General features: G+C 41.3%; 19 protein-coding genes. 11 read left to right on the forward strand and 8 right to left on the reverse strand.

Going from position 1 to position 24,701, the window contains the following annotated elements:
• The first annotated feature begins 4 nt into the window (after positions 1-4).
• The 3 genes from AC2IOM_RS07360 (at position 5) to AC2IOM_RS07370 (ending at position 4,370) form a co-directional block, all read left to right on the forward strand.
• The gene (locus tag AC2IOM_RS07360; protein ID WP_486357984.1) at positions 5-1,729 is read left to right on the forward strand and encodes a sodium:solute symporter family protein; all 1,725 of its coding nucleotides are present in this window, start codon (positions 5-7) and stop codon (positions 1,727-1,729) included.
• A 164-nt stretch (positions 1,730-1,893) separates the two neighbouring features.
• On the forward strand, positions 1,894-3,732 hold the full coding sequence (locus AC2IOM_RS07365; protein WP_486357985.1) for a putative nucleotidyltransferase substrate binding domain-containing protein: 1,839 nt from the start codon (positions 1,894-1,896) through the stop codon (positions 3,730-3,732).
• On the forward strand, positions 3,732-4,370 hold the full coding sequence (locus AC2IOM_RS07370; protein ID WP_486359554.1) for a 3'-5' exonuclease: 639 nt from the start codon (positions 3,732-3,734) through the stop codon (positions 4,368-4,370). The genes AC2IOM_RS07365 and AC2IOM_RS07370 overlap by 1 nt, the downstream gene beginning before the upstream one ends.
• 45 nt (positions 4,371-4,415) lie before the next feature.
• On the opposite strand, the gene AC2IOM_RS07375 is transcribed toward AC2IOM_RS07370, so the two are convergent.
• Genes AC2IOM_RS07375 through AC2IOM_RS07390 form a run of 4 tightly spaced genes read right to left on the reverse strand, consistent with a single transcriptional unit; the run spans position 4,416 to position 8,952 of the window.
• Positions 4,416-6,752 (reverse strand): TonB-dependent receptor, encoded by a 2,337-nt coding sequence (locus AC2IOM_RS07375; RefSeq protein ID WP_486357986.1) that lies wholly within the window; start codon positions 6,750-6,752, stop codon positions 4,416-4,418.
• 34 nt (positions 6,753-6,786) lie between these two features.
• Positions 6,787-8,388, reverse strand: coding sequence for a PepSY-associated TM helix domain-containing protein (locus tag AC2IOM_RS07380; protein WP_486357987.1), 1,602 nt, complete (start codon positions 8,386-8,388; stop codon positions 6,787-6,789).
• A gap of 2 nt (positions 8,389-8,390) precedes the next feature.
• Positions 8,391-8,645 carry a hypothetical protein gene (locus AC2IOM_RS07385; RefSeq protein WP_486357988.1) on the reverse strand — a complete coding sequence of 85 codons (255 nt, stop codon included), beginning with the start codon at positions 8,643-8,645 and terminating at the stop codon, positions 8,391-8,393.
• Positions 8,635-8,952, reverse strand: a complete 318-nt coding sequence (locus tag AC2IOM_RS07390) for a hypothetical protein (RefSeq protein WP_486357989.1) — start codon at positions 8,950-8,952, stop codon at positions 8,635-8,637. Before AC2IOM_RS07390 ends, AC2IOM_RS07385 begins: the two co-directional genes overlap by 11 nt.
• A gap of 324 nt (positions 8,953-9,276) precedes the next feature.
• Here AC2IOM_RS07390 and AC2IOM_RS07395 point away from each other — a divergent pair, with 324 nt between their 5' ends.
• The 4 genes from AC2IOM_RS07395 to AC2IOM_RS07410 all read left to right on the forward strand — a co-directional run bounded on the left by AC2IOM_RS07395 (position 9,277) and on the right by AC2IOM_RS07410 (position 15,183).
• Positions 9,277-10,224, forward strand: a complete 948-nt coding sequence (locus AC2IOM_RS07395) for a homoserine O-succinyltransferase (protein WP_100913987.1) — start codon at positions 9,277-9,279, stop codon at positions 10,222-10,224.
• Positions 10,214-11,269 (forward strand): homocysteine S-methyltransferase family protein, encoded by a 1,056-nt coding sequence (locus AC2IOM_RS07400; RefSeq protein ID WP_100913986.1) that lies wholly within the window; start codon positions 10,214-10,216, stop codon positions 11,267-11,269. Before AC2IOM_RS07395 ends, AC2IOM_RS07400 begins: the two co-directional genes overlap by 11 nt.
• Positions 11,270-11,277: 8 nt before the next feature.
• On the forward strand, positions 11,278-13,893 hold the full coding sequence (metH, locus tag AC2IOM_RS07405) for a methionine synthase (protein ID WP_486357990.1): 2,616 nt from the start codon (positions 11,278-11,280) through the stop codon (positions 13,891-13,893).
• 234 nt (positions 13,894-14,127) lie between these two features.
• Positions 14,128-15,183 carry an ABC transporter substrate-binding protein gene (locus AC2IOM_RS07410; protein ID WP_486357991.1) on the forward strand — a complete coding sequence of 352 codons (1,056 nt, stop codon included), beginning with the start codon at positions 14,128-14,130 and terminating at the stop codon, positions 15,181-15,183.
• Between the two features lie 37 nt (positions 15,184-15,220).
• Here AC2IOM_RS07410 and AC2IOM_RS07415 read toward each other — a convergent pair whose 3' ends face one another.
• Positions 15,221-16,180 carry a hypothetical protein gene (locus AC2IOM_RS07415; protein WP_486357992.1) on the reverse strand — a complete coding sequence of 320 codons (960 nt, stop codon included), beginning with the start codon at positions 16,178-16,180 and terminating at the stop codon, positions 15,221-15,223.
• A gap of 341 nt (positions 16,181-16,521) precedes the next feature.
• Between AC2IOM_RS07415 and AC2IOM_RS07420 the strand changes: the two genes are divergently transcribed.
• Positions 16,522-19,395, forward strand: coding sequence for a M16 family metallopeptidase (locus tag AC2IOM_RS07420; protein WP_486357993.1), 2,874 nt, complete (start codon positions 16,522-16,524; stop codon positions 19,393-19,395).
• 203 nt (positions 19,396-19,598) lie between these two features.
• Entirely contained in the window at positions 19,599-19,973 is a 375-nt protein-coding gene (locus tag AC2IOM_RS07425) for a hypothetical protein (RefSeq protein WP_010561862.1), read from the forward strand.
• Between the two features lie 45 nt (positions 19,974-20,018).
• On the opposite strand, the gene AC2IOM_RS07430 is transcribed toward AC2IOM_RS07425, so the two are convergent.
• The gene (locus AC2IOM_RS07430) at positions 20,019-20,483 is read right to left on the reverse strand and encodes an OsmC family protein (protein ID WP_486357994.1); all 465 of its coding nucleotides are present in this window, start codon (positions 20,481-20,483) and stop codon (positions 20,019-20,021) included.
• Between the two features lie 107 nt (positions 20,484-20,590).
• Here AC2IOM_RS07430 and AC2IOM_RS07435 point away from each other — a divergent pair, with 107 nt between their 5' ends.
• Entirely contained in the window at positions 20,591-21,460 is an 870-nt protein-coding gene (locus tag AC2IOM_RS07435; RefSeq protein WP_486357995.1) for a LysR family transcriptional regulator, read from the forward strand.
• Positions 21,461-21,767: 307 nt separating this feature from the next.
• Here AC2IOM_RS07435 and AC2IOM_RS07440 read toward each other — a convergent pair whose 3' ends face one another.
• Positions 21,768-22,949, reverse strand: a complete 1,182-nt coding sequence (locus tag AC2IOM_RS07440) for an MFS transporter (protein WP_486357996.1) — start codon at positions 22,947-22,949, stop codon at positions 21,768-21,770.
• A gap of 175 nt (positions 22,950-23,124) precedes the next feature.
• Between AC2IOM_RS07440 and cysE the strand changes: the two genes are divergently transcribed.
• A complete protein-coding gene (gene cysE / locus AC2IOM_RS07445) occupies positions 23,125-23,946 on the forward strand; it encodes a serine O-acetyltransferase (RefSeq protein WP_100914549.1) in 822 nt (273 codons plus the stop codon).
• On the opposite strand, the gene AC2IOM_RS07450 is transcribed toward cysE, so the two are convergent.
• Positions 23,883-24,665, reverse strand: a complete 783-nt coding sequence (locus tag AC2IOM_RS07450; protein WP_486357997.1) for a substrate-binding periplasmic protein — start codon at positions 24,663-24,665, stop codon at positions 23,883-23,885. The genes cysE and AC2IOM_RS07450 overlap by 64 nt on opposite strands.
• Positions 24,666-24,701: the final 36 nt, after the last annotated feature.

A 24,701-nucleotide genomic window follows, 5' to 3' on the forward strand; every position in this document is an offset into this window, starting at 1 on the left:
AATAATGGACGTTCAAGCGCTAACTTTTATTATCGTAGGTGCAAGCTTTGCAATGTATATCGCCATTGCAATTTGGGCGCGTGCGGGATCAACTAAAGAATTCTACGTTGCTGGTGGTGGTGTACCGCCTGTTGCAAATGGTATGGCTACAGCAGCTGACTGGATGAGTGCAGCGTCGTTTATCTCAATGGCGGGTATTATCTCGTTCGTAGGTTACGATGGTGGTGTTTACCTAATGGGTTGGACCGGTGGTTATGTTTTACTAGCCCTTTGTTTAGCACCCTATTTACGTAAGTTTGGTAAATTCACTGTGCCAGATTTCATTGGTGACCGTTATTACTCGCAAACAGCGCGTACGGTAGCGGTTATCTGTGCAATCTTTATCTGCTTTACTTACATTGCAGGCCAAATGCGCGGTGTAGGTGTTGTATTCTCTCGCTTCTTAGAAGTAGATATTGAAACTGGTGTTTACATTGGTATGGTAATCGTATTCTTCTATGCCGTATTAGGTGGTATGAAAGGTATCACTTATACGCAAGTAGCCCAGTACTGTGTACTTGTTTTTGCATACCTAGTACCAGCTATCTTTATCTCATTGATGATGACAGGTCACGTACTACCACAAACAGGTTTTGGTGCAACATTAACTGATGGGTCAGGAATGTATGTACTTGATAAACTAGACGGACTCAGTGCCGAACTCGGGTTTGCCCAATACACTGAAGGGTCTAAATCGATGATCGATGTATTCGCAATTACTGCTGCACTAATGGTAGGTACTGCGGGTCTTCCTCACGTAATCGTTCGCTTCTTCACTGTACCAAAAGTAAAAGACACGCGTATTTCAGCGGCTTGGACATTAGTATTTATCGCAATTGTTTACACCACAGCTCCTGCGGTTGCATCGTTCGCTCGTGTAAACCTAATTGATACAATTAACGGTAAAGACGGCAGCGGTACAGAGTACGCAGAGGCACCAGCGTGGGTTAAAAACTGGGAGCGTACAGGCCTAATTACATTCAATGATAAGAATGGCGACGGCAAAATGCAGTACTCTGCGGGTAAAATTGAAGATCCTAGCAGTGCTAACGAAGTGAAGATTGACCGCGACATCATGGTGCTAGCGAACCCAGAAATTGCTGACTTACCAGCATGGGTAATTGCATTAGTAGCAGCGGGTGGTATTGCAGCGGCATTATCAACAACAGCAGGTCTGTTATTGGTTATTTCAACTTCGGTATCACACGATTTACTTAAACGTACCTTTAAGCCAAATATTAGCGATAAACAAGAGTTAATGGCAGCACGTCTTGCTGCGATGGTGGCGATTGCGGTGTCAGCTTACTTTGGTATTAATCCACCAGGGTTTGTGGCCTCGGTGGTGGCATTTGCCTTTGGCTTAGCGGCGGCGAGTTTCTTCCCAGCAATTATTATGGGTATTTTCTCTAAGCGTATGAATAAAGAAGGTGCGATTGCCGGTATGGTTTGTGGTATTGGTTTTACTGCGGCATACATTATCTACTTCAAGTTCGTAAGCCCTGACCTTAACTCTGCTGAGCACTGGTTATTTGGTATCTCACCTGAAGGTATCGGTATGATTGGTATGCTAGTTAACTTCGCAGTTGCAATTGCTGTTCAGAAAGTTACCAGCGAAACACCTGAAGAAGTACAGCAAATGGTTGAAGATATTCGTAACCCGAAAGGGTCAAGTGCAGCGCATGCTCACTAATCAACCAGCTATTTGAGCTAAATCAAAAATCAAACTCAATGCCCGACTATAGTCGGGCTTTTTTTTGTTTATTGCTCTGCTAGAGTCAAATGACAGAGGTGAGTTGCCTTAAGGGATGATAAAGCGCACCTTTTTGAGGCTGTACACAGTTAAGGAGAGTAACCATGGCATTAGAGCTTAATGAAGTAGCACGTTTTGTTAAAGCGCAAGCACCGTTTAGTGACCTAGAATCCAGTGCCACTGAGTACTTTATTAAAAGCCTTGAAGCGGTTTATTTAACACCAGAAAATCAAAACCAATGGCTAAACTCAAATGCACCCTGTTTGTTTTTAATTCGCTCTGGCTTGTACGATATTTTAGATAGCGGTGGTGAAGTGGTTGCGCGTTTATCTGAAGGCGATTATTTTGGCTACCCATCGCTATTAACAGGCGAGCCGATTAGTAATCGATTAGAAGTGCAAAACGAAGGCATTGTATATCTGCTTAGCCAAACTCATTGGGATTATCTGCGCGAACACTATAAAGCATTTGCACAGCATTTTGTGCGTGCTCATGCTAATCGCCTGCTCAGTGTGAATTATAAAAAGCGCAGCGATGATTGGTCGAGCAAACGCATAAGTGAAATTATGAAGCAAGGTGCCGTAACAGCAGGCCCTGAAACTAAAATTAGCGATGCCGCCAAAACCATGAGTCAATTTGGTGTTTCATCGCTTATGATCACTGAAAATAACAAGCTGGTGGGAGTAATTACTGACCGCGATTTACGTAATCGTGTGCTCGCAGAAGGGCGTAGCCCGAACGATGTGGTTGCAACCATTATGACCACAAAGCCAAAGCATGTGTTTGAGCACAATCGTGTATTCTCTGCATTTCATTTAATGCTAAAACAAAATATTCATCATTTACCTGTGCTTGATGAATCACATCAACCCTTAGGTATGATCACCGCAACCGATTTATTGCGCCAGCAAAAATCTGACCCAGTGCAACTTATTGGCCGTATTTATAAAGCCGAGAGTGTCGCTGATATTAAGCGCTACGCATTGGAAGTGCCCGAGTTATTGCGAGGGTTTTCAGACAGAGTAGAAGATACTAGCTTAATTGGTAAATTACTTAGCGGTATCACCGATGCCATGACGACGCGTTTGATTCAATTATTTCAAACGCAAAATGGCGCAGCGCCAACGCCGTTTAGTTGGATCTGTTTTGGTTCGCAAGCACGTGAAGAACAAACATTACATTCAGATCAAGATAACGGTTTATTGCTGCCAGACAACCTGTCGCAAACGGAGCTAGATTACTTTAAAGCGTTAGGCGAGTTTGTTTGTGACAACCTAATTGCGTGCGGTATTAAGGAATGCCCGGGTGGTATTATGGCGAGTCGTGATGCTTGCCGTATGGGGCTTTCTGCATGGTTAAACCAATTTGGCTCTTGGATTAAAAGCCCATCGCCACAGGCTATTTTAAACTGCAAAATCTTTTTTGATATTCGTTTTGTTGATGGCTCTGAAAGTTTGTTCGAAGCATTTAGTAAAGGCATATTAGCAACTACTAAAAATCAGATATTTTTTGCCTCAATGGCAACGGATATTAATACTAACTCGGTGCCGATCGGTTTATTTAATCAGTTTAAATTAGAAAAAGATAAGCAAAAACATACGTATATTGATTTAAAAAAGCGTGGTGTGGCAATTATTAACGATATTGTTCGCCTTTATGCGCTGCATCATAATGTTACTGCTGCTAATACCTTAGAGCGCTTAAGTGCGTTGTCTAAACAACAGCAAGTGAGTAAAACGGATATTTATGATTTAAAAGATTGTTGGCGCTACCTTACGCAGCTGCGTTTAAACGTGCAGTTACAGCAAAAAGGGCTACCGGCTAATTGTATCGACCCAGAAGATTTAACCTCACTGGAACGCCACCAATTAAAAGAGGCGTTTTATTTAATTAAACAAGCACAGCAAGCGGCCGCCTTTAAGTTTGCTAGAGGCAGTTTATGATGGGAATACTTGAATCAATTAAGCGCTTTTTTGTGTTGCCCGAAAAAGACAATGACATATTGAAAAGTAACTGTTTTAAGGTGGACTATTTAGTTATTGATTTAGAGTTAACCGGGCTTAATGCAAAACAAGATGAAATTGTCTCGATTGCGTGGGTGCCAATTAGTCATCAACGCATTCAAATTGGTCAATGTCAGCACTTTATTAATAATCAGGTGAGTAATTTAAATCAAAGCCCTGTGTTTCATGGCATTGATAACACAACGATTGCGGCAGGTGTACCGTTAAATGAGGCGCTTAAAGCGTTAAATGAACTACTCGACGATAAAATATTAATATTTCATAACCAACAGCTCGATTGGGGATTTTTACGTATCGCGTTTAATAAAGCGGGTTTATTGCACAAGCCTTTAGCAATACTCGATACTATGAATATCGAACATAAACGCCTTGCTCGCCAAGGGCATGTGATTGCGCAAGATAGCTTAACCTTAAGCAGCTGTCGTGAGCGCTATCGTTTGCCTGAATACAATTGTCATAATGCACTTACCGACGCCATGGCCACCGCTGAGTTATTTTTAGCACAAGCAAATCAAATTAGCCGTGGTAAACAACTATTAGTTAAACACTTAATGTAAAAAAGGGAAGTGTTAATCACTTCCCTGCAAGTTAGTTATACGCGCTTAAAAGCTAGCTGTAAAACTTAAACTTAATTGGCGAGGTTGGCCAAGGGTTTTATTGTTGGTGCGCGCACCACGTGCGTCATACACTTTATCTGTTAGGTTTTTCGCCGATAGTTGAATATCGTAATTTTCCCACTGATAACCAACACGCGCATTTATTAATGTACGTGCGTCATTTTGCGGCACATAGTTTTCGCCCCACAGGTTTTTCATTTCATTACTGTTTTGATATATGGTATCGGCCAATGCGCTGTCTTGGTAGTTTGCATCAGCAGATAGGTATAAACCAAAATCAGTGTGGTAACTTGCGGCTAAGTTTGCAGTCCATTCAGGTGAATCCGCAAATGGCTGACCTTTTAAATCAAGCGTCGGTTCGCCTGGAATAGCAACTAAAAACTCTTCAAACTCGGTTTTAGCACGGCCAAAGCCTGCAGTTAGTGTTAGGTTATTGGTTGGATAGTAGAACAATTCAAATTCAAACCCTTGTACCGTCGACTTACCTGCATTCGTGGTTTCTCTGTCGTATTGATTACCCGACAGCTGCACGCTAACTTGTTGATCTTGCCAATCTAGATAGAACACGTTGGCGTTCGTCACTAAGGTGCCATCTAGCCAAGTTGAGCGCAGTGAAAGCTCGTAGTTATCGGTAAACTCAGGGTCGTAGGTAAAGAGTGTCGCTCGCGCAGAGTTGGTGCCTACACCACCAGAGCGGTAACCTTGTTGGTAGGTAAAGCTGGTGGTGATGTTATCGGTTAGGTGGTAACTTGCGCCTAATTTCGGCAGGACTTCGTTAAATGTTTTTGACGTTAAAGGCTCGTTTTGTGACGCTTGACTTGCCATATTAAGCAGCTTCGCATTAATACCAGCCACAAGTTGAGCAAACATCGGGTTTGCCACATAATCGCTTGGGTTTGGTAGCAAGTGTGCATTACCAATACCATAGGCTTGCTCAGTCGCATTGGCTTGCTTTTCTTGGTCCCAGCGAATGCCAGCAAACACGTCAAACTGATCATTGATGCTGTAAGTAAAATCAACAAATACTGCGGTGTTGGTAATTTCACGATATAAATTTGAATAAGTATCTAGCAGTACAGGGTCAACCGGTGCGTACAATGCTAATACTTGGTCGGCAACCGCCTGTGGTAAGCCTAACCCGCCATTTTCTGGTGCAGCGACCAGTAATGTTGGTACGCCAAGTTGATTAAAGCTGGCACTACGATTACCAATCGCTTTATCTTTTACTTCTAAATTTGAATAATACGCGCCAATAATCCCTTTTAAATTATCGTATTCAAACGTCAGTTTTAGCTCTTGCGTTAAGGTCTCGTCAGAACGTTTATCGTGCAGTTGTGCAATCGGTAATGGCGATGCATCACCATCCCACTCGTAACCATACTGCATATCTGAATAAGTTGTGATTGCTGTTGCCGACCAAATATCGTTAATGTAGTAATCTAGATTTAATACCACTAAATCTGAATCGGTAAATTCCCATGTTGGGTCATTAAAGTTTACTTTTCGGTAATCGTTAGCGTAACTTGGGTGGGCGTCTGCCCATACAACGCCCATTTCTGTTTCAGATTTGCTGTAACTTAAAATCGCTGAAAAATCTTCAATTGGTTCAAACAGTAGTTTAAAGCGATACAGGTTTGAGTTTGAAAAGTCAGAGTTTTCGTTATCGCGTGCAATGTTTTCAATTACGCCGTCAAAATCTCTGTCTTCGGCGGTAAAGCGAAATGCTAATACATCATCTACTAAGCTACCACCTGCGGCGATCGCTAATTCTTGTTGCCCATTTTCACCTAATATCACGCGCCCTTTAGCGCTGTATTCATATGCTGGGTCGTAGGTATTCACAACAATTGCACCAGCAAGGGCGTTGCGACCTTGTAGTGTCGATTGCGGGCCACGTAATACTTCAACCTGGCTTACATCCCAAGTAGAAAAACCGCCTTGTTGAATCTCACGCATTGGCAAGGGTGCACCGTCAACATAAACACTGGTTAAAAAGCTGTTACCACCACCTGATACATTAAAAGAGTCAATACCACGAATTGTAAAGCCGCCCACGCCAACTTCGCCAGTCACATTAGGCACAACAGATAGGGCATCGTAAAGATTATTAAGCTTTTGCTCTTCCAGTGCTTTATTGGTGATTACGGCTACACTGGCAGGGGTTTCTTGCAAAGTGCGGTCAATTTTTTGGCCAGTAACAATAATCTTTTCAAGTTCATTGTCGTCTTCAGCCATAGTTAATGGTGAAACAATCAAGCTGGTCGCTAGTGCATATTTTACTGCAGCCGTTACAGCATTGGTTCTACGTTTAACAGTAAACATATCGTCCTTTTTAGTATGTAGTTGTGTGAATAATTTATTGAGTAGTTAATTCAGTAACATTTGGTTGTGTTTGAGAGCTTTTAAACGCGGGCTTTTTTGTCACTTGTTTTGCTGCAAAAAAGCTAATACCGCTAAGCAGTAGTAAGATGCTTTGCGTAATCACAACATCAAATTTGTGTTCTGCGAGTTGTTGTGCTGTTTCGCTAGGCAGTAAAACCCAGTCCAGTACGACAACAAGGGCAAATATTGCGCCGCTCAGTTGCAATGAGTATTGATTGAATCTCGCATTGTGTTTGATTAATTGAGCAAGAACTAACATCAGCAAAAATGCCGAAAATACACTGTTTTCAATAATCTCTGCACGCGTTGTTATCTCAATTGGTATAATGCGCGCGGCACTAAAGCCCACAGCAATGGCAAAGATAAAGCCAATAAAGCCACCGCTTGTCATTCGCGTGACAAAATTAAGTGAGCGCTGACTTTGATTACGCTGTTTTGCGCGTTTTTCTAGCCACATTAAATTGCCGGTTAAAATTACATAACAGGTTGCTAAGCCGAGCAAAAAGAAAGCTAACCGCAAACCGTAGCCAGCAAAATCGCCAAAGTGCAAACGGGCAATTACACCTAAGCCACTGCGCACGGCATTATCGTAGTTGTCTTTAGTAAGATAAATTTGTTGTTGATTACTTAGTTGGTAATGTACTGCGGTTTCGGTGGCAAATCTGTCTTGCTTTTGCCCTGTAAAAATCGCGACGGCGCTTTCATCGCCAAAGTGCTCAATCATAATGCGGTCAATGATTGCGTTATCCATGTCTTTTTCTGCCATTGCACGCAATCTGTCGATGCCGTTCATCGTCATTTTGTTGTCGATGATATCAATATGGGGTTCGTTAAATCCTGCTGCCGCGAGTAACTTTTGTTGGTCGCCTTGGTACAACACAAGGGCATAAGAAATTTGGTAGACAATCACTAAATTAAAAACTAATCCGGTGAAGGCATACATCACATGAAACGGCAGTCCCATGGTGCCGATAATATTATGCGCGTCTAACCATTTGTCTTTATTGCTATCTTTACGGTATTGAAAGAAATTTTTGAAAAGCTTGCGCCAATGAATAAGTAACCCGCTAAGCACCGCAACAAAAAAGAACAGGGTAATGATCCCGACAAAATACAAACCAATGCGGCCAAGGCCTAAGTTGTAATGAAGCTGGTAAACAAAATTACCAAAATCCACCGTATCGGCATTGCCAATAATTTCGCCGCTCTGTGCATCCAGCATAATATGCACATCGCTATGATCTTCTCCTGTTTTTGGGTCGGTACCTTCAATATTTTTTGCAAAGTACGCTTCTATGTACGGTGAATGTTCAGTTGGCGGTAATAAATAAAACCTGTGGTCGACATATACATCATATTGCTTACTAATGGTTGCGATAGCGTTATCGTAACTAACATTTTGAGAATCTGTGGATACAGTTTGATTTGCATGTATTGGTAGTTTTTCCCATGCCACAATGTTTTCGCGAAATAAGCTAATTGAACCGGCAAAAAATACAATAAATAACACGATGGAAATAACAAGACCAATCCATGCATGTGCGTTAGTTAATGATTTTAGAGTTTTATTATTCATTATTATTGACTCATCAAAAGAATAACGTTGAGTAAGCAAGAGGGGATAAGAACAAGGCTAATGTTTTTGGCAGCTTTGCGTGCTTTTTCGAATGCGTAACTCCACACCAATACGCCCGCCCAAATTGGGAATGCCAACATTAGCCCTGAAATAAGCCTAACGTCTTCTGCTAATGGCAAAATCAAATTTAAATTGAGCACGATAGAAATGGATAGTAAAAGACCAAAAAAGAAGCCAATCAACGTTTTAGGCCACATAGCTCACCCCCGTTAAAACTAATAGCGATACCACAACGGGTGTATTGAAACGCCAAATGCTTGTTGTATAAGTGCTTAAAATTGTGTGGCTTACCAGCGCAAGCATTAATGTGACAAAGGCCGCCAATAACGAAGATGCAAGCGCAAAAGACAGCGAGAAAATGGCAACACCAATAACATAACCAATAACTAATAAAAAATTAGCAATAGATTTATTCATTGGTTTACTGAGCAGTAGTTGTTTTTCACTGCCTAAGTAACAGGCTAGGCATCCAAGCCAGATTGGGATAATTGCTAAAAAGCTCATTGTAATGCAAATGATATTGATTTTTATTCGATCCTAATGGTGTTTTTTATTTGTCGCAACATTTGTTATTCGAAAAATGTAAAAAATTATTAAAATCAACTGTATTGCTCAAAAGTTGGTTTAAGCGATGAGGGTGTAATAATGACTTTTACAAAGCACTGATTATGAAATGCGAGGCGGGTTTGTTGGTAGAAGTACGGTTGGTGTATTTTTTACGTAAATTTTAAATAGACATCTAAACATCTAGAGCTTGATATTTCCGGCTATCCGTTCATAATTAGCGTCAGGTTAAACCCAATTTACCATAGTAATAAGGATTAAATGATGCCAATCACAGTGCGCGATCAATTGCCCGCCATTAATACATTAAGGCAAGAAAATGTGTTTGTAATGCCACAAAGCCGTGCGCAAACACAAGAGATCCGCCCGATGCGATTAGCCATTTTAAACCTGATGCCTAATAAGGTTGAGACTGAAGTACAGTTTATTCGTTTGCTGGCTAATTCGCCGCTGCAGGTAAATGTGGAGTTACTGCGTTTAGATACTCACCGTAGCAAAAATACCTCTGAGCAACATCTTGATATGTTCTATAAGTATTTCTCAGAAGTTAAAAACGAAAACTACGATGCCATGATTGTGACTGGCGCGCCTTTGGCACACCTTGAATATAGCGATGTTGCTTATTGGCAAGAGTTGAAAGAGATTTTCGACTGGGCTGAGCAACATGTTACTTCTACCTTATTTTCGTGCTGGGCCGCTCATGCAGGGCTATTTCATCACTATGGATTAAAGCGAAAACTTAAAGCGAAAAAGCTCTGTGGCGTGTTTAAACATCAACGCTATTTTGAACACGCAGCGCTAACACGCGGTTTTGACGATGAATTCTTAGTGCCACATTCGCGCTATGGTCATATTAATGAAGCTGATATTGCAAACCACAGCCAGCTTGAAGTCATTGCCGGATCGCCAGAGGTCGGTGCGTTTTTAATTAAGAATAAATCCGGTTCGCAGGTGTATTTAACTGGTCACCCAGAATACGATGCAGATACTTTGAAAAAAGAGTATTTACGCGACCTAGAAAAAGATCAGAATGCGCCTAAGCCAAATAATTATTTTCCCAATGATGATGCCAGCGCCAAGCCAAGTAAAACTTGGCAGAGCCACGCCTTTTTATTATTTTCAAATTGGTTAAACTACTACGTTTATCAAACCACGCCATACGATATTAATTTAGTCAGCCAAGACGTAAGGACTAACAACTATGCCGAATAAATCACAGCAGCTAAGCGCTGCATTAAAAGCGCGTATTCATATTCTTGATGGTGCAATGGGTACCATGATCCAGAAATACAAACTGGAAGAAGAAGATTACCGCGGTGAACGCTTTGCAAATTGGCATGTGTTAGTTAAGGGCAATAATGACTTACTTAGTTTAACCCAGCCACAGATAATTGAACAAATTCATCGTGAATACCTTGCGGCAGGCGCTGATATTATTGAAACCAATACCTTTAACGCGACTACCATTTCAATGGAAGATTATGAAATGGCAAGCTTAAGCCGTGAAATCAATCTTGAATCGGCAAAACTGGCGCGTAAAGTGTGTGATGAATTTGAAGCACAAGACCCAACTAAACCGCGTTATGTTGCAGGTGTGCTTGGTCCAACGTCAAAAACCTGTTCTATTTCACCAGATGTAAACGATCCAGGCTTTAGAAACGTTACCTTTGATGCCCTTGTTGAAGCTTACATTGAATCAACGTTGGCATTGATTGAAGGTGGTGCGGATTTAATTCTGATTGAGACTATTTTCGATACGCTTAATTCAAAAGCAGCGGCTTTTGCAGTAGAAGAAGCATTCGAGCGCGCAGGCGTTACTTTACCCGTAATGATTTCAGGCACCATTACTGATGCATCGGGCCGAACTTTATCGGGCCAAACAACCGAGGCATTCTACAATTCTATTCGTCATATTAAGCCTATTTCAATTGGCCTTAACTGTGCCCTTGGGCCAGATTTACTACGCCAATATGTAGAAGAGTTATCGCGTGTGTGTGAAACCTTTGTATCGGTTCACCCCAACGCAGGCCTACCGAACGAATTTGGTGAATACGATTTAGAAGCGGACGAAATGGCAAAAGAAATTATTGATTGGGCAGAGTCGGGCTTTATCAATATTGTTGGTGGCTGTTGTGGCACCACGCCTGAGCATATTAATGCGATGTATCAAGGCACAAAAAATGTAGCACCGCGCCAATTACCTGAAATTGAAGTGCGCATGCGCTTAGCTGGCCTTGAAGCCTGTAATTTAAACTAGGAGCAAACATGACAAGCAGTACAGCAGTATTTACCAATGTTGGTGAACGTACCAATGTTACGGGTTCAGCCCGTTTTAAACGTTTAATCCTAGAAGAAGATTACGAAACCGCACTCGAGGTTGCCCGTGAACAAGTAGAAAACGGCGCGCAAATTATTGATATCAACATGGATGAAGCCATGTTGGACTCAAAAGCGGCAATGGTTCGCTTTTTAAATCTAATTGCGTCAGAGCCAGATATCTCTCGTGTACCCATTATGGTCGACTCATCGAAGTGGGATGTAATTGAAGCAGGCTTAAAATGCATTCAAGGTAAGGCAATCGTTAACTCAATTTCACTTAAAGAAGGTGAAGAGCCGTTTATAAAGCAAGCTAAAATCATTAAGCGTTTTGGTGCAGCTGCCGTTGTGATGGCGTTTGATGAAACAGGGCAAGCCGAAACGGCCGACCGTAAGTTTGAAATCTGTCAGCGTTCGTACCGTATTCTAGTAGAGCAATTAGGTTTTCCGCCGGAAGACATTATTTTTGACCCGAATATTTTTGCGGTAGCTACGGGTATTGAAGAGCACGACAACTACGCCGTTGAGTTTATTGAAGGTACGCGCCGCATTAAACAAAACTTACCGCACTGTAAAGTGTCGGGCGGTGTCTCAAACGTATCTTTCTCATTCCGTGGTAATAACCCGGTGCGTGAAGCCATTCACTCAGTGTTTTTATATCACGCGATTAAAGCGGGTATGGACATGGGTATCGTAAATGCCGGTCAGCTTGCGGTTTATGATGATATTCCAAAAGAGCTACGAGATGCAGTTGAAGACGTAGTATTAAATACCGACCCTGAAGCCGGCGAGCGCTTAGTTGAACTTGCGCCTAAATACTCAGGGCAAGGCGTTGAAGCAAAAAAAGAAGATTTAGAATGGCGCAGCTGGCCTGTTGCTAAACGTTTAGAGCATGCTCTTGTTAAAGGTATTACCGAATTTATTGATGAAGATACCGAAGAGGCACGCCAGCAAGCTGATAAACCAATTCAAGTAATTGAAGGTCCATTAATGGACGGTATGAACGTAGTAGGCGACCTGTTTGGTGCTGGTAAAATGTTCTTACCACAAGTAGTTAAATCGGCGCGTGTAATGAAGCGCGCAGTTGCCTACCTCGACCCTTATATTGAAGCGGAAAAAGAAGAGGGTGCAACCAACGGTAAAATCCTAATGGCTACCGTTAAAGGCGATGTGCACGACATTGGTAAAAACATTGTGGGTGTTGTACTGCAATGTAATAACTATGAAGTGATCGACCTTGGGGTAATGGTACCTGCAGAAACTATTTTACGTACCGCCATTGAAGAAAAAGTCGATATTATTGGTCTTTCTGGCCTGATTACGCCATCGCTTGATGAAATGGTGCATGTGGCAAAAGAAATGACACGCCAAGGGTTTGATATTCCGTTATTAATTGGCGGTGCAACTACATCAAAAGCGCATACGGCGGTTAAAATTGAACCTGAATATGACAAAGGTGTGGTGTATGTTAATAACGCTTCGCGTGCGGTTGGTGTGGCGTCAAGCTTGTTAAGCAAAACGCAAAAGCCTGAGTTTTTAGCAAAAACGACTGCAGAGTATGAAAAAGTGCGTGAGCAGCAAGCGCGCAAACGCCCACGCTCAAAACCAGTTACACTTGCCGCAGCTCGCGCGAATAGCGCACCCATTGATTTTGTAAATTACACGCCACCTGTGCCAAAAAAACTTGGTGTGACCGAGTTTAAAGATGTCTCAATTGAGACACTGCGTGAGTATATCGACTGGACGCCATTTTTTATGACCTGGTCGCTTGCTGGTAAATACCCGCGCATTTTAGAAGATGAAATTGTTGGCGAAGAGGCAAAGCAGCTGTTTAAAGATGCTAACGAGATGCTCGATGATTTAGCGTCATCAAACAAGCTGCAACCGTTAGGTGTAATGGGTATCTTCCCAGCTAACCGTGTTGAAGATGATATTGAAATCTACACCGATGAATCGCGCACTGAAGTACTTGTGACAAGTTGCCAGTTACGTCAGCAAACCGAGAAAAAAGATTTCCCGAATTACTGTTTAGCTGATTATATCGCGCCAAAAGGCACACCAGATTACTTTGGCGCTTTTGCAGTAACAGGCGGGTTAGAGGAAGACGATTTAGCGGATGTATTCGAGCAGCAGCAAGATGACTATAACAAGATTATGGTAAAAGCCGTTGCCGACCGTTTAGCGGAAGCCTTTGCTGAATACCTGCATGAGCGCGTGCGTAAAGAAATCTGGGGCTTTGCAGCCGATGAAAACTTATCGAACGATGAGCTAATTCGCGAAAATTACCAAGGTATACGTCCGGCTCCTGGTTACCCTGCGTGCCCAGAGCATACTGAAAAGCAAAAAATTTGGCAGTTACTCGACGTTGAAAATCGCATTGGTATGAAATTGACGAGCTCTTATGCGATGTGGCCGGGCGCTGCGGTTTCGGGTTGGTATTTTTCTCACCCAGATTCGAAATATTTCGCTGTTGCACAAATTCAGCAAGATCAGCTAGAAGATTATGCCAAGCGTCAAGGTATGAATTTACAAGAAGCCGAACGTTGGCTGGGACCTAACTTGTAAAAGTCAAAGGGAGATTTATATCTCCCTTTTCTTTTGCTAATGATTAACAGCATTTAGCGGCATTTATCCGTTGCCTGTGCTGTTCTGCATCTAGTGATTTGCCTGTATTATCAACTCACAATTAATTGGCGTTAGTTTTTCTCGTTTAAATTCGCTTTTGTGGTGTTCTTTGATAATACTTGAATAATGATCGAATCTGTTTTTGGTGTGATGATAAGACTTTTTAAGTACTTGATGTTCTGCATCATTTTATTTAGTAGCTCGGTACGTGCTGAGTTGAATATTTTATTTGTAAACCCGTCTATCCCCAATGAGCCTTTTTGGCAAAGTGTTGAAGAAATAGCGCAATCAGCAGCACTGCAACTTGGCACAAAAATGCAGGTGATTTATGGCGGTGGTAATCGTATTGTTCAACTAGAAGCACTAAAACAATATTTAGCGAAAAACCCCAAACCAGATTATGCGGTGATTTTAAATTACCCCGGCGGCTCTACTGCGAGCATGTCATTGTTGGAATCGCAGCAGATTAAGTTTGTTACTTTAGAGCAAACAATTTTTGGTGAAGAACGCGAGAAAATAGGGTTAGCAGGGCAAAAATATAAGCATTGGCTTGGTGAAATCTATTTTGATAATCACACTGCAGGAGGCCAACTTGCAAGAGCACTACAGCATTTAAAACAGGCGCAATTACCCAAGCAAGAAACGCATGTGGTGGCTATTAATGGTCACTATGGCAGTGAATCGCAAGCGCGGTTTAATGGCATGCAAGAGTATTTTGAAAGTAATAATGGTGTGGTATATCAAGCGGTGCATGCCGGTTGGTCTGAGCAGGTTGCGTTTAATCAAAGCAAGGCGCTATTAGCGCGTTTTCCTAATGTTAATATTATTTGGGCCGCGTCTGATTTGATGGCACTTGGTGCCAGTAAAGCAGCAGTAGAATCGGGTCGTATTCCCAATAAGGATATTTTTATTGGCGGTTTTGACTGGTTACCTCGCGCAATTCAAGCCGTTGAAAAACAGTCAATAAGCGCGTCAATTGGTGGTCATAAAGTAATGGGCGCGTGGGCAGTTATTAGCCTGTTACTTTACGATAATGGACACGATATTTTTGCCCAGCAAAAAAATAAAAAGCTAACTTTTAACCTTGATGTGATCACTAAGCAAAATGTTGCACATTTTAAATCCCATAAAGTTAAAATTAATTGGGCCGAATACGACTTTAACGCACTTAAAGAAAAAGTGGCATTAAGCCACTCGATTGCAGGGCTTAGCCCATTAAATCCTAACTAGCTAGAACTGGAAGTTAAGCTGATTGCGAAGCCTTAAATTAACTTGCTAACTGCTTTTCAGCCAGGTTCAGTTCCATTGTTGCTTTTAATAAGCGGTAAAGATTAATTGATGCATCAATTTCTTCTTTACGGTTGGTTAAGCTTTCAATGTTTAAACCAAGTGGCACATCTAAATGAGCACAGCTTTGTAAAATAAGGTTTAGATTTTCACGGCAAATACGTACTGATTCATTAAGCGACTGCTCAGAATCTAAAATACGCCATTTAGTGGCTTCTGGCACAGAAATACCAAGCCACTGCATAAATTCTAAAGTTTTCTCACTACCGCACGGTGTGAAGGTTAATATGATACGGTTTGGCGTTAGGCCTTGTTGCTTGCAACTGCGGGCATAGCTTGTGATTAAGTCGATTGTTGCCTGCGCATCATATACCGCTTGCGAGATAAAATACTCACAACCTTGCGCTGTTTTTTCTAATAAACGTTCATGTTCATTGCGTTTTGATGCATGACGTTCTGCAATAGTAACACCACCTAAGAAGAACTTATTTTGATGCTCACTTAATGCGTTATACGCGTTCGGTAAGCTTAATTTAATTTCACCTTCCGATGATGGGCTACCTACTAAAACTAAATTGTTCAAAGAGTATTTTTCTTTGGTTTCTGATAGCCATGCGTTAAATTCTTCTACACCACGCTGCGCTACACTTTTGTAGGTGATTACATCTAACTCTGATAAGTCACTTAACAGCAAACTGTATTCACGAGGGTCTACAGTGTGCTTAAACGGAAAAGGGCGTGGTACGCTGGTACGGCTACTTTCATCTTGAATGTCGTAAATTACTAGTCCGTCATATTCAATTTCATGTAAACGACCTAATAATTTATTGGCAATTTCTGTCACTTTATCTTTTTCAGTACCCATTTTTGGTGGCGTAGTGCCAATCAAATAAACGCCTTGTGTTGGGTCTTGAATTTTTTGTTGTAAAGATAAAGCCATTGTTCCATACCATAAATAATTTCGATACAGTAACTATAGCAGCCTTTTAGACGTCTAAATAGCTAAAGTTTGAAATTGCGACTGAAAAAAATTGAAATTGAACTTGAGGGAAATTCATAGTGTGAAGGTTTCAGATTTTAGGTCTCAGATGTCGCACTCAAATCTTAATTCTGAGTTCTAAATCTTTAGTTCTGAACTCTAAGTCCTTTATTCTGAAATTTAATGTTGCAAAACATTTACACCCATTTACCGCAATTGCTCGCTTAACATCGCGAACATCGCCATAATTACCCAGTTTAGAAAAATTCTATAGAAAAATAATCCAAACCAAGGGAAACAGTATGAAACTTAAATTGGTTGCAGCAAGTATAGCAATTGCACTATCACTTGCTGGTTGTAATAGCACAACATCATCAAATAATGTACAAGCTACCACGTCAGTAAAAGCTGAAAACAAAGTATTTGCTCAAGATTACGTGCTAGAAGAGCTAGATAACGGTCTTCGCGTTATGGTAGTTAAAACAGATTACCCAGATGTAGTCTCACTGCAAATTCCAGTATCAGTAGGTTCACGTAACGAAGTTGAAGCTGGTAAAACAGGTTTTGCGCACTTCTTTGAACATATGATGTTTAAAGGCTCTGAGAAATTCCCGCAAGATGTTTACTCTGATATTCTTAAAAACTCAGGTGTCGATAACCGCGCTTACACCACAAACGATTACACCAACTACCACCTTAATTTCTCAAAACAGCATTTAGAAACTGTGCTTGAAATTAAAGGCGATATTTTCCAAAACCTTAAATATTCTGAGTCGCAATTTAGAACAGAAGCACTAACAGTTAAAGGTGAATACCTTAAAAACAATGCTAACCCAATCCGCCAGCTATTAAGTGCAGTGCGTAACGAAGCGTTTGAAAAGCATACTTACAAACACACTACTATGGGCTTTTTTGAAGACATCGAAAAAATGCCAGATCAAATGGCCTACGGTGAAGAGTTCTTTAAAAAGTTTTATAAGCCTGAATATGTATCGCTCATTATTACCGGTGATGTAGACCCGAACGATACCATTGAACTGGTTAAAAAGCATTGGGGTAACTGGCAGCGTGGCGATTATGTTGCTGATATTCCAGTAGAGCCAAAGCAAACAGCGGCAAAATACCTTCATAAAGAAAGTGAAGGTTTACCGGGTCACTGGTTACTTGTTTCTTACAAAGGCCCTGCGTGGCAGCCAACGGAAAAAGATCGTGCTGCGGTAGATTTAATCTCGCAACTGTATTTCTCAAATAACTCAGCGCTTTACCAAGAGTTAGTTGTTGAGAAACAGCTTGCTAGCCAAATGTTTACTTACAATCCAGAAACCAAAGATCCGGGTTTATTACACGTATTTGTAAAAGTTGAAAAAGAAGAAGATTTAGCAAAAGCACGTGATGCGATTAATCGTACTTATGCAAAAGCGCGTACTGAGTTAGTTGATGCTGATAAGCTTGCTAACTTAAAGTCTAACCTAAAGTACAGCTTTGTTAATGGCTTAGATTCATCGCAAGCAATTGCGTCAACTCTTGCGAGCTACATGCATTTTGAGCGTGATCCTGAGGTTATTAATCAGCTTTACGCAACGGCTGATAGCATTTCTGCAGAAGATATTCGTGAGATTGCCAATAAGTACTTTATCGATTCGGGCCGTACAACTGTGACTATGTCGGCACTTAAATCGGTTAAAGGTTTTGAGCAAGAAGTTGACTTAAACGGTGTTGTTGCCGAAATGAGCAAACCGCAAGGCGATGCAAAATTTTCTGTACTTGATATGCGCAGCAGTTCACCACTGGTTGATGTAAACCTATTATTCTACACAGGTGCAGCAGCAGATCCTGAAGGTAAAAAAGGCCTTGCAGCAATTACAGCTAATATGATTGCACGTGGTGGCTCTGAGTCGCGCTCTTACAAAGAAATTCAAAAAGCGCTTTACCCAATTGCGGGTAGCTTCGGCGTACAAATTGATAAAGAAATGGTGTCATTCCGTGGCCGTGTTAATAAAGACAAGGTAGATGAGTGGTACAAAATTGTTAGTGACCAACTACTTAATCCAGGTTGGCGTGAAGACGACTTTAAACGTTTAAAGAAAGAGCAGCTAGATGGCATTAAAGCAGGCCTAAAAGCATCTAACGATGAAGAACTTGGCAAAGAAGTGTTATACAGCAAGCTTTACCAAGGCCACGCTTATGAAAGCTACAACTATGGTGATATTTCTGATTTAGAAGCACTTACACTTGAAGACTTAAAAGCATTTTATAAAGCTGAATTTACGCAAGCTAAATTAAATGTCGGTATCTCAGGTGCCATGTCAGATGAAGCAAAAGCAAAACTGCTTAAAGACTTAGGCACGCTTCCTGAAGGTAGTGAAAAGCGCCTAACGATTGCTGATGCGCCTAAGTTGGAAGGTCGACATGCAACCATCGTAGAAAAGCCAGCTAAATCAACAGCGGTTAGCTTTGGTTTCCCGATTGATACGATTCGTAGCGATAAAGATTGGGCGGCACTTTGGTTAATGCGTTCTTACTTTGGTGAGCACCGTAACTCAAACAGCTTCTTGTATCAGCGCATTCGCCAAATTCGTGGTATGAACTATGGTGATTACGCGTATATTGAGTACTTCCCGCGTGGTATGTACCAAACTAAACCAGATGCTAACTTAGGTCGTTCTGAGCAGATTTTCCAAATTTGGTTGCGCCCACTACGCTCTAATAATGATGCACACTTTGCAACGCGTGTTGCCCAGTACGAGCTTGATAAGCTAATTGAAAATGGCATGAGCAAAGAAGATTTCGAATCAACTCGTAACTTCTTAACTAACTTTGTGCCGCAAATGGTTGCAAGCCAAGATCGTCAGCTAGGTTATGCACTTGATAGCAAGTTCTACAATACCGATGAGTTTGTTGCTTATGTGCGTAAGCAGCTTGCGAGCTTAACCGTTGAAGATGTAAATCGTGTTATTCGTGACAACCTGCAAAATAAAAACATTCACTATGTATTTATTACCGGTGATGCAAAAGATATGAAAGCGCGTTTAGCAAACGAAACGGTTTCGCCGCTTAAATATAATGCTGAAAAACCAAAATCACTTACCGATGAAGATAAGGTAATTGAAAGCTACAAGCTAGCTATCGATAAAGCTAACATCGAAGTGATGGATGTGAAAGACGTATTTAAATAAACGTTTTTAACACGGTCAAAAGCCCGCCAATTGGCGGGCTTTTTTATGCTTAATTTAAGATATTACAAACATAATCAAGTAATAAAAAGCGATAAGCGCACTTGCTTAACGTTGGCGTAATTACAAAAAGATGCTGGATAATTAGGCACTTCAATGAAATAATCACGTTGCTAAAATGAACACAAAACATAAAGGACTAAACAATGTTAAAAAAAATAGCGCTAATCGCAGTAGTAACCCTTTCACTCGCTGCATGTAAAACCATTCCTGTAACTGACTACAATCAACAAGTAAATGCGTCAAACATGACTAAAGAGTCAGTTGAAAAGGCAATTTTAAGCGGCTGCCAGCAGCGTCAGTGGGCATGTAAAGTTGAAAGCGATGGCGTAATTGCTGGTTTACTTAATTGGCGTGGTACGCAAGTTAAAGTAGGCATTCATTACGACGCAAAAACGTACACGATTAAGTACCGCGATTCACTTAACTTGAAATATGATGGTGATAGCATTCACAAAAAATACGGTAAGTGGGTAAATAACCTTATTCGTACAATTGATTCACAGCTGTTCACAATGTAATTCGCGTATGCTAGTTCATCAACTAGCATACTAGTGACTGCTAAATTAGGCGCACTCTACGGTAATCTCAAAATTTACCGAACGCGCTAAAAAGCACGCTTCATGAGCTTGGTGGTGTAACTCTGCCAAGCTTTTTTTATGTGTAATCGATTCATCTGCCAATATCACCTCGGGTTTTAACGTCACACCGGTAATACATAGTTTGCCATTATTATTTTTAGCAAGTTCGCCAATTGCGTTATCGGTGTAACGCTCAATCACAATGCCTTTATCCGCAGCAAAATGCAGAAAAAACAACATATGACAACTTGCCAGTGAGGCAACAAAGGCTTCTTCAGGGTCAACAAACTCAGGGTTTGAAAAAGGCACCGGTACTATCATTGGCGATGGTGATGCAGGCATTGAAAAACCACCATCAAAATGCCATTGGTGAACACGGTTGTAACGTCCATCGGTAAACATCTCATCTGGCGCTTTTTGCCATTCAATTTGTGCACTGTGCTGCGACATCTTATTTCCTAATTTAAAACGGGTTGAAACTAATTTTGCTTGTTATCTGTTGTTAAAGAAAGTGATATTATTTTCAAATGATGTGAATGAGATTTGAATCATAAATAATGATCAGTAGCCAATTACCCAATTTATACACCTTCGTTGTCGTCGCTGAGCAGCTTAATTTTAGTCGTGCCAGTGATTTATTGCACCTTACGCCAAGTGCAGTAAGTCATCAAATGAAGCAGCTAGAAACGCATTTAGATGTAAAATTGTTTATTCGCCAATCAAAAGGTGTGGCACTTACCAGTGAAGCTAAACAGCTTTATAGCTCAGTTAAAAAAGCGTTTTCAGAAATAGAGTTTGGTATTGAGAAAGCGCAAGCACCGAAAGTTAAAAAGCTGGTTATAGCGGCGATTCCTAGTGTTGTTTCTTGTGTATTGGTGAATAAATTAGCCGAGCTGCAAACTTTGCTTTCTGACTATCAAATTCATTTTATTAGCCAGCACCAAATCGTTAATTTTGAGCAGCAAAATATAGACTGTCATGTTCATTTTGGTAACGGCAAATATGCGAATGCCATTGCAAAAAAACTGGCAGATGAAGTGGTTTATCCGGTATGTGCGTCAAATGTTTATGAAATGCAGCATGAATTACCTTTGATTCATTACGCTGCAGGAATGGAAGACAAGCCCGGTGGCATTAGTTGGCAACATTGGCAAAAGCATTTTCAACTACCCACAATACCAGCCCAATTTGTCTTTGATGAAGTAGGTCTTACATTAAATGCAGCTAAAAATGGTGTGGGTAAAGCACTCGCTTGGCATCAACTTGTTAAACCTTTAATTAAAGATAAGCAACTAAAACGCATTGGCGAAACGCAAATCACATTGCCATTTAGTTATTACTTTGTCACACCTAAATGCCATACCCAGCGAGTTGAACTCTCGATTTTGTATCAATGGTTGCAAGCACAATTTACTAGGGCCTGTTGATCTTTGCTGTTCTATTTTTGTTCTTTTTGAGCGCACTTTTATCGCGGCGCTTGATGTGTGGCCTAGCAATCTAAGCGAATATCGAGCAAAGCTTCCGCGTCCTGCTCACGCCCCTTACCTACATCCATATAGGAAACAATGAAAAAAGAGCGCTCAAAAGAACCTTTCGGCAGCGCTTGATTGGGTTTTCAACTGTGTTATCGGCTGACTCACATAGAATAACTATGCCACGCAGCCTCTGCCTTGTATAAAACCCAATCAAACTGCTGCAAAAACGAACTTGAAAGGTCAACAGGCCCTAAGGGTATTAGCTTGTCGTTAAATTAACCTTTAGCTGCGTTTTTTGCTTTATTTTATAAACCGTTAACCACGCGATTGTTAATAATAAAATAGGTAAGGTAACTAGGTTTAATGTTTGCCAACCTACGGTGGCTTCTAACCAACCTGCACTTAATGCAGAGAGGGTTACCATGCTAAACACTAAAAATTCATTGGTGGCTTGGGCTTTAGCGCGCTCTTGCGGTAGGTAAGTTTGGCTCACCATTTGCGTCGCGCTAATAAACATAAAATTCCAACCGACACCCAGTAAAAAGAGCGCAGCTAAAAAGTGCCAATGGCTTAAGCCAAGTAGGTTCACAAAGCAGCAAAGGGCGATTAAAACAATTCCCGCATACATCATGGTGACCTGGCCAAATCGCTCTATTAATTTACCACTGAAAAATGACGGTAAAAACATGCCCAATACGTGCCATTCAATCACCAGTGCTGACTGTGCTAAGTCAAAACCATGACGATGCATCGCCAGTGGCGTTGCTGTCATCAATAAGTTCATGACCGTGTAACTCACCATGGCAATAAACACTGCAGTCTTAAACTTAGGCGCGCTAATAATGGTTTTTAATGGTCTGCTTTCACCATTATTTTGGCTATGTGAAACCTCATTAAATTTAACGAGTTGTAATAGCAGCAGTGCAATTGAGTATAAAAACGCAAGGGCAATAAACGCATTGGCGTAGTTTAATATTGGGTAGTGATGGTTTACCCATACTGCTAAATTAGGGCCGAGTATCGCGGCTACAACACCACTTGCCATCACTGTAGATATTGCCACAGCAGGTTTGTCACTGGCTTCAATTGCTGCAAAACGATACAGGGTAGCAAAGCCAATACCAATCCCAATTAAAAAAGTGGCGAAGCTAAATAACCAAAATTGGCTTGCCAATAAACTAAAAAAGCCAAGCACGGCGCCGCTAATGCCAATGCTATTGCCTAAACTAAAGCCCAGCTTTCGACCCGTTTTAGCCATAATCAGCGACGCAGGAATCGTAGTAACTAGTAGCCCCAACATTTGCATGGCAACGGGAAAAGTAATAAATGTGGTACTCGGGCTTAGCGCTTTTCCAACAAGGGCTGAGATGGTCACAAGCAAAATATTACCGGTTGTGATAAGTCCTTGGCAAAAGGCTAAAAGTACAACATTTTTGTTCATATTTAGAGGCTGCGTTTGGTTATGAAGGGGACTATTTCTAGCACACATTTATCTAAAGGCAAATAAATCAGTCTAACAACTTATCTTTAATTACTTACTCAAGTTAACAAAAAGCGTTAAACTCGTTTAAAATTAAGCTATACAGCTAAAAGTAGTTAAAGTGATTGGTGTTGTTATGCGTCATACAATTTGGCAAGAATTACGTAAAGAAGCAGAAGCCTTAGTAAGAAAAGAGCCGTTATTAGCAAGTCACGTTTATTCGTGTGTACTTAACCATGAGTGCCTAGGGTCTGCATTAAGCTTTATTGTCGCTAATAAATTATCTGATGCGGTAGTTTCAGCTTTCACTTTCCGCGAGTTATTCGATCAAGCATTTGTTAATTGCGACACCATGCTTGATAACGTTGCGCACGATATTAAAGCGGTGCGTGATCGCGACCCTGCGGTTGATAACTACCTAACCGTGCTATTAAATCTAAAAGGCTTTCAGTCAATTCAAGTACATCGCTTAGCACACTGCCTGTGGCGCCAAGACCGAAAAGAGCTCGCGCAATTTATTCAAAGCCGCAACTCAGAAGTGTTTGGTGTTGATATTCACCCTGCATGTAAAGTGGGTAAAGGCATTATGTTTGACCACGCAACAGGCATTGTAGTGGGCGAAACCGCCGTTATTGAAGATAACGTATCGATTCTGCAAGGGGTTACGTTAGGTGGTACAGGTAATGAACAAGGCGATCGTCACCCGAAAATCCGCCACGGTGTATTAATAGGTGCGGGGGCAAAAGTACTAGGTAACATTGATGTTGGTGAAGATGCGAAAATTGGCGCGGGTTCAGTCGTAATTGCCGATGTTGATGCGCACACTACTGTCGTTGGTGTGCCAGCTAAAGTGGTTGGCAAAACCACAACAGGTTGCCCTGCAGAAACCATGGATCAGTGTTTTGTAGCTGATATGTCTGAAGAGGCTGGTTGTTCACTGTCGAGTGCTGCACTGTAATATTGCTGCTCTAACTGTTTAATTACTCCATTTTCGGCCAGTGCTTTCACCGCGTTTGCGAATGCGCTGGCAACGCTTCCTTCATTTACTAAATAAGGTACGTTGTTGACCGACACAGCTTGCTCTGGCAAGTAGTTTGGGTTGAGCGACGATTCATAGTGCTTCGACTTTCTTGAAAACCCAAAATGCATTGGTTTTGCTAAATAACAGCAGTCGTGAATTTTAATCTGTGCATTTGGCTGCTGCGCTAGGTAATAATCAATCGACGCTTTGTTGTAAATAAAAAAGTCAGCCTGCTTTTTTTCAATTACTTTGATTGCATCGGCAATACCTAAATCTTGCCCGTACCTCACCATTATATCTCGCTCTTCAATGGCCGACTTTCTGCCACCATAGGGCTTTAACAGTACTTTGTTTTCCAGTTGTTTTAAATTATCTATCTTGGCAACATCTCGGTGTGTGATCACCACGCTATGACTGGTGAGGCCATTTTCGAAAAAGTGAGTAAATTCACTGCGCGCCTGATTAAAGCCATAACCGGGATAAAAGTCGATGGCACCTTCGTTAAGCAGTTTAATAATGCGTTTTTTTGGCGCGCGCTTTATGACTAACTTACAGTTAATATTTTGTGCAGCTCGTTGATATATGGCTTTGTACAGCCCTTGATTGGATGGCATTGCGGCGATAAGTGGTAATCGTGCACTTGTGCGATAACCCATGGTTATTTCACAGCTAAACGCCGGTAGGCAAATAGT

Source organism: Pseudoalteromonas sp. NS-SX12, from assembly GCF_057367955.1.